Here is a 15,801-nt window from a genome sequence, read left to right as displayed (position 1 = left end):
ACGGCCACGGGCCGGAAGGCCTGTTTTTCATTTCGGGTGATGGCCAGAATCTGCCTGACCAGATCCCTGGCACGATTTCCGGCAGCCAGCACCTGGCAGAGATTCTGATGCAGCTGACTGCCTTCGGCCGCTTCATCCAGGGCCAATTCAGTGTATCCGGTCACAGAGAAAAGAATATTGTTGAAATCATGGGCAATGCCCCCGGCCAGGGTTCCAATGGCCTCCATCTGCCGGGCATGTCTGAGCTGTGCCTGGAGCTTTTCCCTTTCCCGGACGGCGGCATTGCGCTCCGTGATATCCCGGGAGACACCGGTAAAGGATACGGGCTTGCCCCCGGCATCCCTGTGGAGCACCGCATTGACCTCCATGCTGACCTTTTGCCCATTTTTCCCCAGATGATCGGCCTCTGTCATCACCCGGCCGTCACCGTCCGGATCCGTAGCTGCAAATTCAAAAGCAGCCCTTACTTTCTTTTCGGTTTCCGGGTCAAAAATATCATCAAGTCCCACTCCGCTGGCCTGATCCTGGGGAAGGCCAAGGATCCGCTCCACGGACCTGGAAACATAGACAAAGGTCATAGAGGACAAATCAAAGGTCCAGATAATATCATTGGATTCCTCGACCAGAAAACGATACCGCTGTTCGCTTTCTTCCAGTTTCCGGGCCGCCTCCTTTTGTTCCGTGATATCCTTGGCAATGCAGACCACTTCCACATTCCGGTCCGTTTCCTTGACAAGGGTGTTTCCGGCAGAGAGCCATTTGAATTCGCCGTCACGGGTCAGCGCCCGATATTCCAGGTTCAGACGGCCGACCCCGTTGGCGCCGTTATTCTGGTACCGGGTAAAAACCTCGGAAAGGATGCTGTAAACACCCGGAGTGTCATCAGGATGCACAAAAGGAACAAAAGATTGGCCGATAAAGGCCTCGGGCTCATAGCCCAGAATAAAGCGGCAATTAGGAGAAATGTAGACAAACTCGCCTTTTTCATTGACCGTAAAAATCAAATCGGCTGCATTTTCAATGATCAGCCGGTAATACTGCTCAGCGCTTTGCGGACCAGCAGCGTTTTTATCCGGTTCCGGCGATTGGCCCTGCAAACGTTTGAGGCCTGCGATTTCCGCTTCCAGATCGCGAACCCGTTGCTCTAACGCCTGCCGTGTCAATTTCCCTGTCATATTCCCACATATGGTATCCAATGGATTGCATAGCAACGGCTAACATGCACGCAAGCCGCGCCCAAAAAAATCAATTTCCGATGAATCTGATTTTATGCTATAAAAAAGTTTTTCTCAAGCTTTGAAAAAATTTGAGAACTGCGTAAAAAAGTAAGTTTTCAGATGGCGCCGCAAACAGTTCAAAATCAAGCCTTGCGCAATTCCGAAGAATGCAGCCTGCTTAGCCGTACGTGAAATTCTAAGGGAATGCGCATAACGCAGATATTGGACTTTACGGTGCCATCAAGTTTATCACAATGGAGAAACTGGGCTTTTATATGAAAAACAACCAGTCGGTTCTTATCCGTTTTTTCGTCTATACCCTGCTTTTGCTGCTCCTGGGCGGTTTTTTGAACTACGTGGCCGGATTCGGCGATATTGAGCAATTCAAGGAAGGCGGGATTTTGGAATGGCTCCAGTTTGCTGTTCTGGGCGTCTCGGCAGCACTCATGATGGCCGCGGCAATGCGCCGGAAGCCGGGGGGAAAAATTTTTCCCGTAATAACGGCATTTGCGGCGCTGCTTGCTATGGTCCGCGAGTGCGACGCCCTGCTGGATCAGGCCATACCCGTTGGCGGCTGGCAGGCACCCGCGGCCATTCTGGTGGTTTCAGCAATTTTGCTGGCCTGGTACAACAGAAGGATCTTTGGCCGGGAACTGGCACGGTTTGCTGCAACGCCTGTTTTCGCCCTCATGTGGGCCGGGCTGATCGTTGTGATATACGGCCAGTTAACCGGACACGGGCCGTTTCTCGAACCCCTGCTGGGCGACGATTACGATAGGGACTACAAGCGCCTTTTAGAGGAATGTCTGGAAATGCTGGGCTACTTTTTCATCCTTGTCGCCAGCCTTGAACTGTTTTTGGAACACGGAGACCCGTCTGACACGAATTGATTTTCCGGATGCCGAAAATGAGGATCAATATTTTCCGCCGTGCTCATTTTTGACCTGATCCCGGTCAATTTCGCCCTTTCCGGTTTTGGGCAGAGCATCGACAAACACTACGGAATGCGGCTTCTTGTACCGGGCGATCCGGGAAGCCACAAAATCAATCAGATCCTTTTCCCCTATGGTTTTGCCGGGCTGTGTCACGCACACGGCCAGGACCGCCTCGCCCCACTGCCGGTCCGGCACGCCGATAACGCTGACCTCCGCAATGTCGGGATGTTCCATGATCACGCCCTCGACCTCCGCGGGATAGACATTTTCTCCGCCCGGCTTGATCAGCTCTTTTTCCGGTTTTCGCTTTACATACCAAAGATAGCCGTCCAGATCAAACCGGCCGATATCCCCGGTATGATGCCAGTTGTTGCGAAACATATGCGCGGTGTCCGCCACCCGGTTCCAGTAACCGAGAAAAACAGAGGGACCGCGAACGCAGATCTCGCCCTCCCCGCCGACGGCCACGGGCTGGTCATCATCGTCAAACAGGGCCACCTGTGCAATGATGGTGGGCTTGCCCGCGCTTCCCGGCCGCTCGCTATACGGGGCCCAGGTCACGGCCATGGCCTCGGTCTGCCCAAATCCCGCCCCGAATGAAACATTGGGCGCGATCCGGCCGAACTGCTCCAGGTTTTCGGATTGATCCAGTCCACCCACGGTACGCAGGCTCGAAAGATCAATGCTGCCGCCCAATTCCCGGTGCTTGTCGATCAGGCGTTTCAAAATCGGGGAAAAGTTGAAAAACGTGGTGCCTTTTTCCGCTTCAATGCCTTTTAATACCTGCTCCGGTTCAAAACGTTCAAAAATCACGTTTTTCCCACCCGCGTGCATGACCGCCATGAGCCTGGCCAACCCGGCAATATGGAAAAGGGGCAGAATGCACATGTGGCAGGACTCCGGGCCAAACCCCTCGCTGGCGATTCGCTGAAAATCAATGGCACAGATGTTTCCCTGACTCAGCAGCGCCCCGCGCGGCCGGCCCTCAACAGCCGCGGTATGAATGATCACAAAACCCGTCTCCGCGGTTATATCGATTGCATCTTCAGCACCAGGGTCATCATAAAGGGCGGAAAACGGTTCATAGCCGGCCGGTGCATCCCCGCCGCCAATGGTATAATAATTTTCAATATCGGTTTCAGACTGCAGTGCCAGCACCTGATCCCGGTAGTCCGGGCCGGCAAACACGAACACGGGAGTAGCATCTTTTAACACATAAGCCACTTCGTCTGCGGAAAAACGCCAGTTGACCGGCACGACAATGGCGCCGATTTTTGCGGCGGCCCCGTAGAGAATCACGAATTCATCGCAATTGTGCGCTACCACGGCCAGCCGGTCGCCGGGCCCAATGCCGGCACGCAAAAGCCCGGTTGCCAGACTGTCACACTTGTGCTTGAACTCCCGATGGGTCAAGCGGACGTCCTTATAAACAATTGCCTCCTGATCGGCATACAAAACTGCATTGCGGCAGATAAAATCATAAATGGTATAATCCCGAAGTCCCATCATTCCCCCTTGTTGCACAGCAAGTCATTTATGGCCCAATAATTTTCCAGCTTTCCGCATCTGCGATCCAATGTTTTGTCCTGACCCGCAGGACGGATTCGATAAATTTATGGGATAATACATTGTTTTACCCCCCGAACGCAAGCCAAGCTTTGGATACGTGTGAATTCTGGTTTAAATTTATTTCAAAAAGGTTTACATTGATTTTATTTTAACCCCTGATTTCACTTTTATCTGGTTTAACCCTTATACTGACAGCGCAAGGAGGCATGCATGACGTTTCGAAAAATCGATCCCACCCCTTCGGCCTACAATTATCAGCTTCTGATCAAGCACATCCTGGAAACGCCCCTGATCTATTTTCCGGACCGGGAGATCATTTACCGGGACCTCAACCGCTACACATACCGGGACTTAAACCGAAGAATCCATCAACTGGCAAACACCCTGGCATCCCAGGGCGTGGGCCCGGGCAGCACCGTGGCGGTCATGGACTGGGACAGCCACCGCTACCTGGAATGTTTTTTTGCCGTTCCCATGATGGGCGCGGTGCTCCACACCATTAACGTGCGCCTTTCCCCCGAGCAGCTGATCTATACCATCAATGATGCCGAAGACGATATCATCCTCGTAAACGAAGAATTTCTCCCGCTTCTCGAGTCGGTCAAGGACAAGTTCACCACGGTCAAGAAAATCATCCTGATCAGCGACAGCGGCAAAAAACCGGACACCTCCCTGACCATAGACGGGGAATACGAAGACATGGTCAACAAGGCGGATAAATCCTATGATTTTCCGGATTTTGACGAAAACACCATGGCCACCACCTTCTACACCACCGGAACCACCGGTCTGCCCAAGGGCGTGTTTTTCAGCCACCGACAGCTGATGATGCACACCTACGGCATGCTGGCCAACCTGGCCGGGTTTGAATCCCAGGCGCCGATCACCTCCAAAGACGTCTACATGCCCATCACCCCGATGTTTCACGTCCATGCCTGGGGCGTGCCCTATGTCATGACCCTGCTGGGAGCCAAGCAGGTCTATCCCGGCCGGTACGAGCCGGAAATGCTGCTCAAGCTGCTGGTCTCGGAAAAAGTCACCTTTTCCCATTGCGTGCCCACCATCATGCACATGCTGGTCTCCAGCCCGGCCATCAAGCAGTTTGATCTCACCGGCTGGAAGGTGATCATCGGTGGCTCGGCCCTGCCGCGCGGGCTTTGTAGGGAAGCCCTGAAACTGGGCATTAACATCTATGCCGCCTACGGCATGTCCGAAACCTGCCCACTGCTGACATCCGCGGTGCTCAAACCCAAGATGATGAACTGGAGCGAGGACCAGCAGGTCAAGTACCGCTGCCGCACCGGCCGGCCCGCGCCCAACGTCTACCTGCGGATCTGGGACCCGCAGGGCAACACCCTGCCCCATGACGGCCAGTCCACCGGTGAAGTGGTGGTGCGCTCGCCGTGGCTGACCCAGGGCTACACCAAGGATGCGGAAAAAAGCGAGGAGCTCTGGCAGGGCGGATGGCTGCATACCGGCGATATCGGATACGTGGATGAAGAGGGATATCTGCAAATCACCGACCGGTTAAAAGACGTGATCAAAACCGGCGGGGAATGGATTTCCTCGCTGACCCTGGAAGATATCATCAGCCAGCACGAGGCTGTCAGCGAATCAGCCGCCATCGGCGTGCCCGACGAAAAATGGGGGGAACGGCCCCTGGTGCTGGTGGTGGTCAAAGACAGCCACAAGGACAAGGTCACCGAAGACGAGCTGCGCGACTTTTTCATGAAATTCGTGGACGCCGGGGAAATCCCAAAGTACGGCGTGCCCAACCGCGTGCAGATCGTTGTTGAAATCCCCAAGACCAGTGTTGGCAAAATCAACAAAAAAGACATCCGGACCCAGTTTACTTCCTGATGCTCAGACCCCCAGCTTCAGTGGAATATAAACCAACCGGATGCAGGCGGGCCTGAATCGGTCCGCCCGCATCCGGTTTTATCCGACCCATAGAAGGAAAGCCGGGGCCAGTGAAAAGTCAAGTCCTGTTTTTGCACTTGTTTTCAAACAGTGTCAGAGCACCAGTTCTTCGATAAAATCAATGAGCTGATTAAGGTTCTGGCAGGTTCGCACTTCGTGGCAATGGGCCTTGTAGGTGTGCATTTCGCTGTCGCCCGTACCCCAGAAGGCTTCGGGTTCGGGATTGAGCCACTGGCAGGACAATTCATCAATGTTTAAGACCATCAGGGCCTGGGCCCAATCCAGTGTCTCGGAAATGCAGGGCCGTTTTTTCATGTCCAGCTCCCGGATATGGTTGACGGCACAGACCAGCCGGTCAGCCAGGGCCTCGTCAATGCCCGGCAGCTTCAGACGGATAATGCGTTTTTCCAGCTCCGGTTCCGGGTAGTCGATATACAGATGAATGCACCGGCGCTTTAATGCATCGCTCATGTCCCGGTAGTTGTTGGAGGTGAGCACCACCATGGGGATGTGCCTGGCCTTGCGGATGCCCAGCTCCGGGATGGAGACCTGGAATTCCGAGAGCAGCTCCAGCAAAAACGCCTCAAATTCCGGATCGGCCTTGTCGATTTCATCGATGAGCAGCACCACGGGCTTATCCGAAGAAATGGCCTGCCAAAGGGGCCGGGCAAGGATGAAGCGCTCGGAAAAAACGCGTCCTCCTGCTCGGCAATGCGCTCCACGGCCTCGGCAATGCTGTCAGCCCCGGCGATCAAATCATTGATCTTCTCCTTGATCATCTGGGTGTAGAGCAGCTGCTTGGCATATTCCCATTCGTACAGGGCCTTGGCCTCATCTAAGCCCTCGTAGCACTGAAGCCGGATCTTGTCCCGGCCCAGGCACCGGGCCACGGCCCGGGCCAGCTCTGTCTTGCCCCCGCCGGCCGGGCCTTCCACAAGGATGGGCTTTTGGGTGGCAGCGGCCAAAAACACCACCGTGGCAATTTCCCGGGAAGGGATGTAACCGGCGCGTTCAAGCCTGCAGGTCACATCCTCGATGCTTTCAAATTCCATCTATGATCCTTCCGCTATGGCCGAATCTGGATGCCGATCTGCTCGAAATAGGTCTTTCGGCAGAGATGTTCAATGGTTACCATCCGGCCCAGGGCATTGTTAAAATCACTGGCCGCACAGCTAAACACCCCGTGTCCGTAAACAATGGCGGCCTTGTTGCTCCTGATTGCCGGCGGCACGGTTTGGGAAAGCCCGTAAGGACCGCCGCCGGTCTCACCGGAGACCACCGGCACCGAGCACACCTGCCGGCTCCGGGGACAAAGCCGGTGGCAGTCGCCTGAATGCGGGCAATCGGTTTCATGGCAGTCCATGGACAGGATCACGGAAAACAGGGGATGGCCGTGAACAATGGCCAAAAAATTGGTCTGGCCGGCGATCCGCTCGTGGGCCGGCAGTTCAGACGACGGCCTGCCGCCGCTCACAGCGCCGGTATCCAGGTTTATTGCTGCAACCGAATCCTTGAGATCATCCAGAAAGCTGCCTGAAGTGGTGATATACAGGCTGTGGCCCAGGCGGTAGGAAAGATTGCCGAAGCTGGCATCCACAAGCCCGTGGCCGACAACGGCCCGGCCGGCCTCGATAATGGCCGCGCGCGCGTCCGCCTCGGTTTCAAACGGGCCGCGCATGAGCCCGCCTTCAAACACGGCCGTCGCTGAAAGATAGGTGCAGGCGCGCTCAAATGTTCGGATCCGGTCCCGGCCGATGTTGCCTGTCCGGCTTGCCTGGAGAGAGTCTGCAAAAAACTTCACAAACCCGGCAAAACAGGCAGCGGAAAAACAAACGCAGGCTTCGGCCATGTCTTTGCCATGGGCAAGGAGGCCAAAGCCGGGAATCACTAGGCATCTGCGATCCGACAACGCCGGGCCCAGGCGGTCCGGATCCGGGCTTTCGGCCACCGGCAGGTCGGTTAAAAACACCCGGGTTTCAGAATCCCGGGGACGGATCACCCCGTCTGCGGCAGTCCGGGCCAGATAGTCGAAGATCCCGGCATAGGGCTCGGCCGGCCGGGCGTAAACCACCGCCCCGATCCCGGGCTTTTCCAGCAGGGGATCGAGCCGGGCACAAACCGGGTGGTGGCGGTTCCAGCGGGGCTGACCCTGCCCGGGCGCAGCCCACAAAAGGGCCTCATCTGCGGCCAGGCCGCTTCGGCAGAGTCTTTGGGCATATGAAGAAATATCGGAGTCCATGGCCATCTTTGGGGGAAATAGGTGTTACCGCCATCCCGGAAACAATCCCGGCTGCATATAATCCTGATATATGGCGCACTTGCGGTTTTTCCGGCATTTGCGGCAGACATCAATGTGCTTTTTGGGCCTGCCTTTTTTAAACGGGCAGACCAGATATGGGGATGCCGGCGCAGGATTCGGGTGTATGCTTGTTTCCATCACAATTGAATTCCTATCACCGCTGCAGGCGGCAATCAAGGGGAAAAACCCTGGCTTTTTTGCCCGGCCGGATAAATTTTCTTGATCATCCGGGCTTTTGACGTTAACGTAAAAAACGTCTTAACGGCGGCAAATGGATAAACGTATAAAAATCAACAGGTTTTTATAATCTTTACCTGACAGAGACCAATCGGAAAAACGGAGTATCACCATGGAAATCAGCATCCAGAAAGCCGGGTCCCTAAAGGACCTGCCAGACGAATCCGAACTGGCTTTCGGCACCCTTTTTACAGACCACATGTTCAACATGGACTATGATTTGGACAACGGCTGGCACAACCCGCGCATCGAGCCCTACGGACCCATTACCATGAATCCGTCCACCATGGTGCTCCACTACGGCCAGTCCATCTTCGAGGGGTTAAAAGCGTTTAAAACCCCGGAAGATAAAATCCAGCTGTTCCGCCCGGAGCAAAATTTCACCCGTTTTAACCAGTCCGCCCATCGCATGTGCATTCCGGAAATCGACGAGAATTTGGCCCTCAACGCGCTAAAAGAGCTGCTCAAAATTGAAAAGCGCTGGGTGCCCTCGGCCCCGGGCACGTCTCTTTACATCCGGCCCACCATCATTGCCATGGATCCGTTTCTGGGCGTGCGGGCATCCTACACCTACCGGTTTTTCATCATCCTGAGCCCGGTGGGGGCCTATTACAAGGAAGGGTTCAACCCGGTGAAAATCTGGGTGACGGAAAAATATGTCCGGGCCGTGCCCGGCGGCGTGGGCGAGGTGAAAACCGCGGGCAATTACGCGGCCAGCCTGTATGCCGGAGAAGAGGCCCATCACAAGGGCTATACCCAGGTGCTGTGGTTAGACGGAGTGGAGCGCAAATACGTGGAGGAAGTGGGCTCCATGAACATCTTTTTTGTCATTGACGACGAAATCATCACACCCGCCCTGTCCGGCAGCATCTTATCGGGCATCACCCGGGATTCGGTCATTGCCATGGCCGAAAAATGGGGACATCCGGTCACCCAGCGGCGCATCTCCATTGACGAAGTGGTCGAAGCCCATGAGGCCGGCAAACTCCAGGAATGCTTCGGCTCGGGCACCGCAGCAGTGATCTCGCCGGTGGGCCAGATCAAATACAAGGACAAGACCCTTGCCATTGGCGACGGAAAAGTGGGCTCCTGGGCCCGGAAATTTTTCGACGCCATCACCGACATCCAGTACGGCCGCACACAGGATACCGAGGGCTGGGTTCACAAGGTGGATTAAAATCAGGGTACAAATAAAAAACGGGGTACAGACCCCTTGGCGTCTGCACCCCGTTTTTGTTTTACCGGCGCGGTTCTTCCGTGCACCTTCTTACTTGATCTCGACCTTTTTGCCCTTGCTTTGCTCGGTCTTGGGTACTTTCACCTCAAGTACGCCGTCTTTGAATCCGGCTTCGATCTTGTCGGGATCCGCGTTGTCCGGCAGCGTGAAGGCACGCTGGAACTTGCCGTAAAACCGTTCTCTTCGGTAGTAGTTATCCTCGTTGACATCTTCTTCATGCTTGCGCTCTCCCTTGATGGAAAGCACGCCGTTGTTGACATCAATGGATATATCGTCCTTTTTCACGCCGGGCAGCTCGGCCTTGATCATAATGGCGTCATCCTTTTCATAGGTATCCACCATGGGCCGCCATTCAAACAGGCCGACATCCTCTCTGCCCTCGGCTGCCGGAACCGCATCCTCAAACAGCCGGTTGATCCGATCCTGAAGAGTGGGCAGCGTGGTCCAGGGATTCCATCGTACCAGTGCCATATCTTTCACCTCCTTTTATTTTTTAACAATTTGTTTTTGTTGTTCATCCTTTCCTTTCACCTCTATAATAATCACTTCCGGAACCTGTTCAAGGGGGACGGCTGAAATTTTTACGGCGCCATCTATAATCAGACTTTTACGGGTGCATCAAACTTGATGAACTCGTAAAAAGCTTTTTACTGCGTCCGCTGTTGTTGCAGGAAGGAAATCCTGCGGTCGGCGTCAGCTTTTTCGCTCCTGATCGTTTTTGCGGATTCATCAAATACTTTTGCTTAAAATATACAAATTCGCTATGCATTCCTCCAACAGTTTAAATTTTCACGCAAAAACGCTCAATGTCGCTTCAAAAGCAGACCCCGCCCTTGGATTTCCTTGGAAGTGTTTTTTACAGGCAATGTTAAGCTTTAAGTGATTAAGTGTTAAGTAAAATCAAAAACTTACTTCTTTATTGCTTGATAACTTCCCTGGGGAGTCATCCATGTCACCGGCCGGGTGCGGGTGTGTTGGGCTGCATTGGAGCGATTTGGCCTAAAGGTTGTCCCGGGGGGCTTGGCGCCCGGAATTTCAAACTGTCTGAGGGCGATCAGCCCGAGTTTTTGAAATTCCAGCCAAGACTCCCGGGACAACCGGCCAAATCGATCCGCAGACAAACACACCCGCACCCGGCCGGTGACATGCGAAAACCGTTTAAGCCGCCTGCCTGGCTTTGGTGAATCCCTGTTGCAATCAAATGACTTTTATTTTATTGTTTTGTTATCCGGTGAATTAAAACTCTATCCGTCCACCCTCCTTTCACCGAGGCGCCGTTATGAATTACGTGATTATCGGAAACGGTGTTGCAGGCGTAACCGCCGCAGAAGCCATCCGGCACATTGATGCCCGCGGCCAAATCACCATGATTTCAGACGAAAGCCACCCCCCTTACTGCCGTCCCATGATCAGCAACCTTCTGGAAGGGGCCGTGGATGTTTCCAGGCTGCCCATCCGGGGGCCGGACTTCTACGACCGGCTTTCCATCACGCCCGCGCTCGGCAGCCGCGTGACCTCTTTGGATGTCAACGAACGCACTGTGACCACAAAAGGCGGTCAAATCTTCGCATATGACCGGCTGCTGATCGCCGCCGGCGCCGATCCCAGGCCTCTTGACGCCCAAGGCCTGGATCTCAAAAACATTTTTTTCATGCGCAATATTGCCCAGGTGCAGGAGATGATCGCCACCCTGGCCGATACCCGGCATGCCCTGGTGCTCGGCGGCGGACTCGTGGGGTTCAAGGCCGCCTACAGCCTGCTTAAGCGAAATATTGGCGTCACCATGCTTATCCGGTCGGGCTATCCCCTTTCCATGCAGGTGGATGAAACCGCCGGAGAAATGATCCAGCAGGTGCTCTGCGACCACGGGCTGACCGTGCGCACGGAAATTTCGGTCACCGCTTTTGAGGGCAACGGCCGGGTGCAGACCGCCCATCTGTCCGACGGCAGCCAGATCCCGTGCGACATGGCCATTATCGGAAAAGGGGTGTTTCCGGCCCACGGGTTTGTTCCCACAGACCGCATTGATACGGATGCGGGCATCCTGGTCGACGATCACATGGCCACAAATGCGCCCGGCATATATGCCGCAGGGGATGTGGCCGAGCACATCGACATTGCCCGCCAGAAAAAATGGGTCAACGCCATCTGGCCCGAAGCCGCGGCCCAGGGCCGGGTCGCGGGATTCAACATGGCCGGCCAAGCCCTGGGCTACAGGGGCAGCCTTTCCAGAAACGTGATGCGCATGTTTGACACAGACGTGATGACCGCCGGCCGGGTCAGCCCCAGGGACACCGACGAGTCCTGCCGGTTTTTCTCCGCCCGTGACCCCGGACGCCAAACCTATCGCAAGCTTGTATTCCAGGATCAAATCCTGGTGGGATTTGTCATGATCAACCAAATCGAACAGGGCGGCGTGCTCACCTCGCTGATCCAGAGCCGCACGCCCGTGAAAATATCTGCACATCACCTGCTGGACCCGGGATTTAACGTCAGTCGGCTTTTGGGCCGGTAACCGGACCACCGGACAATCCGGCAGACCGATCGCATTGATTTCATATGCCGCCCCATGCGGCAGGGAGGAAAGCTTATGAAACAGGTCATTGTTCATCCTCAACGCTGCGTGGGATGCATGCAGTGCATGCTCGCCTGCGCGGCTGCCCATTCGAAAACCGGGGCTCTGATTTCAGCCATCTCCGAATCGCCCCGGCCCAGACCGAGAATCCACGTGGGTGCAGGGCTCTATGATGAGGGGTTTCCCAACCGGTGCCGGCACTGCGATCCCGCCCCGTGCCAGATGGCCTGCCTTCCCGGGGCCATTTACCGGCAGACCACCACCAACACCGTGCTCATCAACCCGGACGTGTGCATCAACTGCGCATCGTGCGCCATGGCCTGTCCCTACGGGGTGATCCGGTATCACGCCGATCCCCTGGCGCCTGCGGGCAAAACCATTGCCGTCAAATGCGACAACTGCATTGCCCGCCAGCATAATGGGCTGATTCCGGCCTGCGTGGAAGTCTGCAAGACAGGAGCGCTGACTTTTGAAGAAATGGATGCGGCCATGAAGAATAAAACCGACCAGGTGGCCCGCAGCATAAGAGCAGAATCTGTCCCGGCCGACCATGCCCCGGGCTTTTCGCTGCTGAACACGGTCAAAAGGGCTGAAAAAGAAATCAACCTGTCAACATAAAAGGGAGGACGGGACAATGACGCACCACCATACCTATACTATCACCAAGGACGGCCAACTTTTGATCAAAAAAATGGAATCCGACCAGGTGGAAACCGTCTGGGACCGCCATGCCGCCCAGCAGCCCCAGTGCGGATTCTGCGATCTGGGATTGAGCTGCCGGATCTGCGCCATGGGTCCCTGCCGGGTGGATCCGTTCGGCGAAGGCCCCCAGCAGGGTGTGTGCGGCGCAGACGCCGATATTATCGTGGCCCGGAACCTGTGCCGGATGATTGCCGCCGGAGCCGCAGCCCATTCGGACCACGGACGGGACCTGGTGGAAGTGCTGGCATCAGTGGCTGAAAACAAGGCCCCGGGTTACGCAATCACGGATACGGAGAAACTCAACCGTGTGGCCGCCGAATACGGCATTGCCGCAGACGGCAAAACACCGGAACAAGTTGCCGGAGAACTGGCCCATGCCATGCAGGAGGATTTCGGCACCCGCAAAAAGGAACTGGCCCTGGCCGCCCGGGCACCGGAAAAAAGACAGCAGTTGTGGCGCAAGCTCAATATCATGCCCCGGGGCATTGACCGGGAAACCTCGGAGGCCATGCACCGCACCCACATGGGCGTGGACAACGGCTGGCAGAGTCTGCTGCTCCACGGCCTGCGAAACGCCCTGTCAGACGGCTGGGGCGGGTCCATGATTGCCACGGAAGTCTCAGACATCCTGTTTGGCACCCCCAAGCCCGCCCCCACAAAGGTCAATGCCGGGGTGCTAAAGGCAGACCAGGTCAATGTGGTGGTCCACGGCCATAACCCGGTGGTTTCGGAAATGGTCATGGCCGCCTGCCAGGACCCGGAAATGGCAAAGCTGGCCGAGGCAAAGGGGGCAAAAGGCATCAATCTGTGCGGCCTGTGCTGCACCGGAAATGAACTGCTCATGCGCCACGGCATTCCCATGGCCGGCAACCATCTGATGACCGAGCTCATCATTGCCACCGGTGCCATTGAAATGATGATCGTGGATTATCAGTGCATCATGCCCGCACTTTCAAAGGTGGCGGCCTGCTATCACACAAAAATGATCAGCACCAGCGACAAGGCACGATTTCCGGGCATGGAGCACGTGGAATTCCACCCGGACAACGCGCAGAAAAAAGCCTATGACGTGGTCAAGGCCGCCATTGAAAACTTTGCCAATCGCGGTGAGACCTATATTCCGGTGGAGCCGCTGGATGCAGTGGGCGGTTTTTCCGTGGAAGCGGTTGTGGGTGCTTTAGGGGGCACGCCAGAGCCTTTGCTCGATGCCATCAAGGCGGGCAAAATCCGTGGCGCCGCGGGCATTGTGGGCTGCAACAACCCCAAGATCAAGCATGACTACGGCCATGTAACCCTGACAAAGCGGCTGATTGAAAACGATATCCTGGTGGTGGACACGGGATGTGCGGCCGTGGCCACTGCCAAGGCCGGGTTCAAGGTGGCAGAGGCCATATCCCATGCCGGTCCGGGCTTAAAGGAGGTGTGCGGGTCTTTGGGAATACCGCCGGTGCTGCATTTCGGCTCGTGTGTGGACAATGTGCGCATCCTGGTGCTGGCCGCATCCCTGGCCAACGCCCTTGGAACCGATATCAGCGACCTGCCCCTGGCTGGGGCCGCGCCCGAGTGGTACTCAGAAAAAGCCGTTTCCATCGGCGCCTATGTGGTGGCATCCGGCATTTATACGGTCCTGGGCCCCATGCCGCCCATTGCCGGCAGCATGAACGTGGTGGCACTGCTCACAGAAGGCCTTGACGAAGTGGTGGGCGCCACCTTCGCAGTGGAGCCGGACCCGGAAAAAGCCGCCCTGCTCATCCGCGGCCACATTGAAAACCAGCGCCGGAAACTGGGCCTGGACGCGGCAGCGGTGTAATTTCGCATACTTTCCACACCCCCTTTCTGCCGGTCAGTGAATAATTTTTCATGGGGTGCTATGGATGAGTAAAAATATCCGGGTCCACGTTTAATGCCTTGAGATACTCCAAATGCACGGAGCGCAATGGATAAGCCAGCTGCCTTTTGTCACCTATTTTGACTACCGACACGTTTGCAAACTTTGTAGTCATCATAAACGCTGTTGGTTTTTTCGTTGGTCGGCCCTCCCAACCGGGTATCGCCTCGCCCGTGCTTTCCGATGTATTGGCGCATACTGCGTTCCATCAGTCGCCAGATCAGAAGGGCAATCAGAAGAACCAGGCCGAGGACTTCGATCCGTTGGGGACTTTTTAAAAAGATGCTGTTAACGATCACGGGATCCTTTAGAAAACCGAAGTTTTGTTCAATGCCATGTTGGTTCTTGTAGAGTTGAAGCAGGCGCTTTGCTGACCATTGTCCAAGTTCCGATTCTTCTGCCAGGTTGGTGATCAAAACGAAGCACCCGGCTTCCAAACGCAGAGGGGCAATGGCATCAGGGTCTTGGCTGATTTTGGTTTCCAGATGGTATTGGTAGCCTCTGGCTCGGCGGGTTTGGTTTTTTGGAGGCCGGCCCCGGTCATATTTGGCGACCTTTTTGATTTGCGTTTCCACTCGATGGTAGCTGCCGCTGGCAGCCGCAGCGAGCTTTTCTGCCGCGGCCAGGGCGTCGGGTTGGCAAAAATAGGAAGTAGAGGCCTCTTTGCAAATGGCCTCCAGTTCTTTGCGCTTTTCGGCAACCAAGCGATCAATGCGTTTATGTCGCCTTTTGTCATGGGCACTGGAGTGAACCACGAGACCTCGATAGTCCCGGCCGTTGATGGTGATAGTGGTTTCATATATTTGATAATGGGCAGGCGGGCGCTTGGCTGTGCCTGTTGATTCTGAGATTGCACCGATATCGTGCCATTGGTCGGCTTCGACGGCTTCTTTGATTGCCCGGCTGCATTCTGCGTAAGTTGCAGGAAGCCTGCTGACGAATTTGGTGCCGGTTTCAAACAGCTTATCCAGCACGCGTCCAATGGTGTGATCGCAAAAGCGTACGGGGTCGGTTTCAGTACCGAGCAGCAGCTCGGTGTCTTTATCCTCGAAGAAATGCTTGAGCCGGTATAAAGGCGTTCTTCCGGAAAGGGAATCGAGAACCATGGCCAGTACTGCCGTGCCTGGAGCTATTTCCATCTCGCTGTCGACTATGGCATTTATGGTCTCGACCAGGTTCAGCTTGTCGGCATAATGCTTTACGATGGGTAGATGTCCAACGT

The 15,801-nt window shown here is 55.5% G+C and carries 14 protein-coding genes; 6 read left to right on the top strand and 8 right to left on the bottom strand.

Annotated features, from left to right (window positions below):
- A partial coding sequence (locus R6U41_RS09140) for a PAS domain S-box protein (protein ID WP_410269532.1) occupies positions 1 to 1,175 on the bottom strand: 1,175 nt, incomplete at its 3' end.
- Positions 1,176 to 1,492: 317 nt separating this feature from the next.
- Here R6U41_RS09140 and R6U41_RS09135 point away from each other — a divergent pair.
- Positions 1,493 to 2,107 (top strand): hypothetical protein, encoded by a 615-nt coding sequence (locus R6U41_RS09135; protein ID WP_410269531.1) that lies wholly within the window; start codon positions 1,493 to 1,495, stop codon positions 2,105 to 2,107.
- Between the two features lie 24 nt (positions 2,108 to 2,131).
- Here R6U41_RS09135 and R6U41_RS09130 read toward each other — a convergent pair whose 3' ends face one another.
- Positions 2,132 to 3,661 (bottom strand): AMP-binding protein, encoded by a 1,530-nt coding sequence (locus R6U41_RS09130; RefSeq protein WP_410269530.1) that lies wholly within the window; start codon positions 3,659 to 3,661, stop codon positions 2,132 to 2,134.
- Positions 3,662 to 3,931: 270 nt separating this feature from the next.
- Here R6U41_RS09130 and R6U41_RS09125 point away from each other — a divergent pair, with 270 nt between their 5' ends.
- Positions 3,932 to 5,581 carry a fatty acid--CoA ligase gene (locus R6U41_RS09125; RefSeq protein WP_410269529.1) on the top strand — a complete coding sequence of 550 codons (1,650 nt, stop codon included), beginning with the start codon at positions 3,932 to 3,934 and terminating at the stop codon, positions 5,579 to 5,581.
- 153 nt (positions 5,582 to 5,734) lie between these two features.
- Here the strand turns inward: R6U41_RS09125 and R6U41_RS09120 are convergent, their stop codons facing one another.
- Genes R6U41_RS09120 through R6U41_RS09105 form a run of 4 tightly spaced genes read right to left on the bottom strand, consistent with a single transcriptional unit; the run spans position 5,735 to position 8,078 of the window.
- Entirely contained in the window at positions 5,735 to 6,145 is a 411-nt protein-coding gene (locus R6U41_RS09120; RefSeq protein ID WP_410269528.1) for a hypothetical protein, read from the bottom strand.
- Positions 6,109 to 6,693 (bottom strand): AAA family ATPase, encoded by a 585-nt coding sequence (locus R6U41_RS09115; RefSeq protein WP_410269527.1) that lies wholly within the window; start codon positions 6,691 to 6,693, stop codon positions 6,109 to 6,111. The genes R6U41_RS09120 and R6U41_RS09115 overlap by 37 nt, the downstream gene beginning before the upstream one ends.
- Positions 6,694 to 6,707: 14 nt before the next feature.
- On the bottom strand, positions 6,708 to 7,880 hold the full coding sequence (locus R6U41_RS09110; RefSeq protein WP_410269526.1) for a class II aldolase/adducin family protein: 1,173 nt from the start codon (positions 7,878 to 7,880) through the stop codon (positions 6,708 to 6,710).
- 24 nt (positions 7,881 to 7,904) lie between these two features.
- Complete coding sequence (locus R6U41_RS09105; RefSeq protein ID WP_410269525.1) at positions 7,905 to 8,078, bottom strand: hypothetical protein; 174 nt, start codon at positions 8,076 to 8,078, stop codon at positions 7,905 to 7,907.
- A 211-nt stretch (positions 8,079 to 8,289) separates the two neighbouring features.
- On the opposite strand from R6U41_RS09105, the gene R6U41_RS09100 reads away from it, so the two are divergent.
- Entirely contained in the window at positions 8,290 to 9,354 is a 1,065-nt protein-coding gene (locus R6U41_RS09100; protein WP_410269524.1) for a branched-chain amino acid aminotransferase, read from the top strand.
- Between the two features lie 90 nt (positions 9,355 to 9,444).
- Here R6U41_RS09100 and R6U41_RS09095 read toward each other — a convergent pair whose 3' ends face one another.
- Positions 9,445 to 9,885 (bottom strand): Hsp20/alpha crystallin family protein, encoded by a 441-nt coding sequence (locus R6U41_RS09095; RefSeq protein WP_410269523.1) that lies wholly within the window; start codon positions 9,883 to 9,885, stop codon positions 9,445 to 9,447.
- 808 nt (positions 9,886 to 10,693) lie between these two features.
- Here R6U41_RS09095 and R6U41_RS09090 point away from each other — a divergent pair.
- From R6U41_RS09090 to cooS, 3 genes are all read left to right on the top strand, one after another.
- Positions 10,694 to 11,929, top strand: a complete 1,236-nt coding sequence (locus tag R6U41_RS09090) for an NAD(P)/FAD-dependent oxidoreductase (RefSeq protein ID WP_410269522.1) — start codon at positions 10,694 to 10,696, stop codon at positions 11,927 to 11,929.
- Between the two features lie 75 nt (positions 11,930 to 12,004).
- Positions 12,005 to 12,607, top strand: coding sequence for a 4Fe-4S dicluster domain-containing protein (locus R6U41_RS09085; protein WP_410269521.1), 603 nt, complete (start codon positions 12,005 to 12,007; stop codon positions 12,605 to 12,607).
- A 16-nt stretch (positions 12,608 to 12,623) separates the two neighbouring features.
- Positions 12,624 to 14,501, top strand: coding sequence for an anaerobic carbon-monoxide dehydrogenase catalytic subunit (gene cooS, locus R6U41_RS09080; RefSeq protein ID WP_410269520.1), 1,878 nt, complete (start codon positions 12,624 to 12,626; stop codon positions 14,499 to 14,501).
- A gap of 149 nt (positions 14,502 to 14,650) precedes the next feature.
- Here the strand turns inward: cooS and R6U41_RS09075 are convergent.
- A partial coding sequence (locus tag R6U41_RS09075) for an IS1634 family transposase (protein ID WP_410269519.1) occupies positions 14,651 to 15,801 on the bottom strand: 1,151 nt, incomplete at its 5' end.

Origin of the sequence: Desulfosalsimonas sp., from assembly GCF_046483245.1 — a bacterium.
Classification (GTDB): Bacteria; Desulfobacterota; Desulfobacteria; order Desulfobacterales; family Desulfosalsimonadaceae; genus Desulfosalsimonas.
Note: the sequence above shows the minus strand (reverse complement) of the source record. Positions and strands in the feature narration are given on the sequence as shown.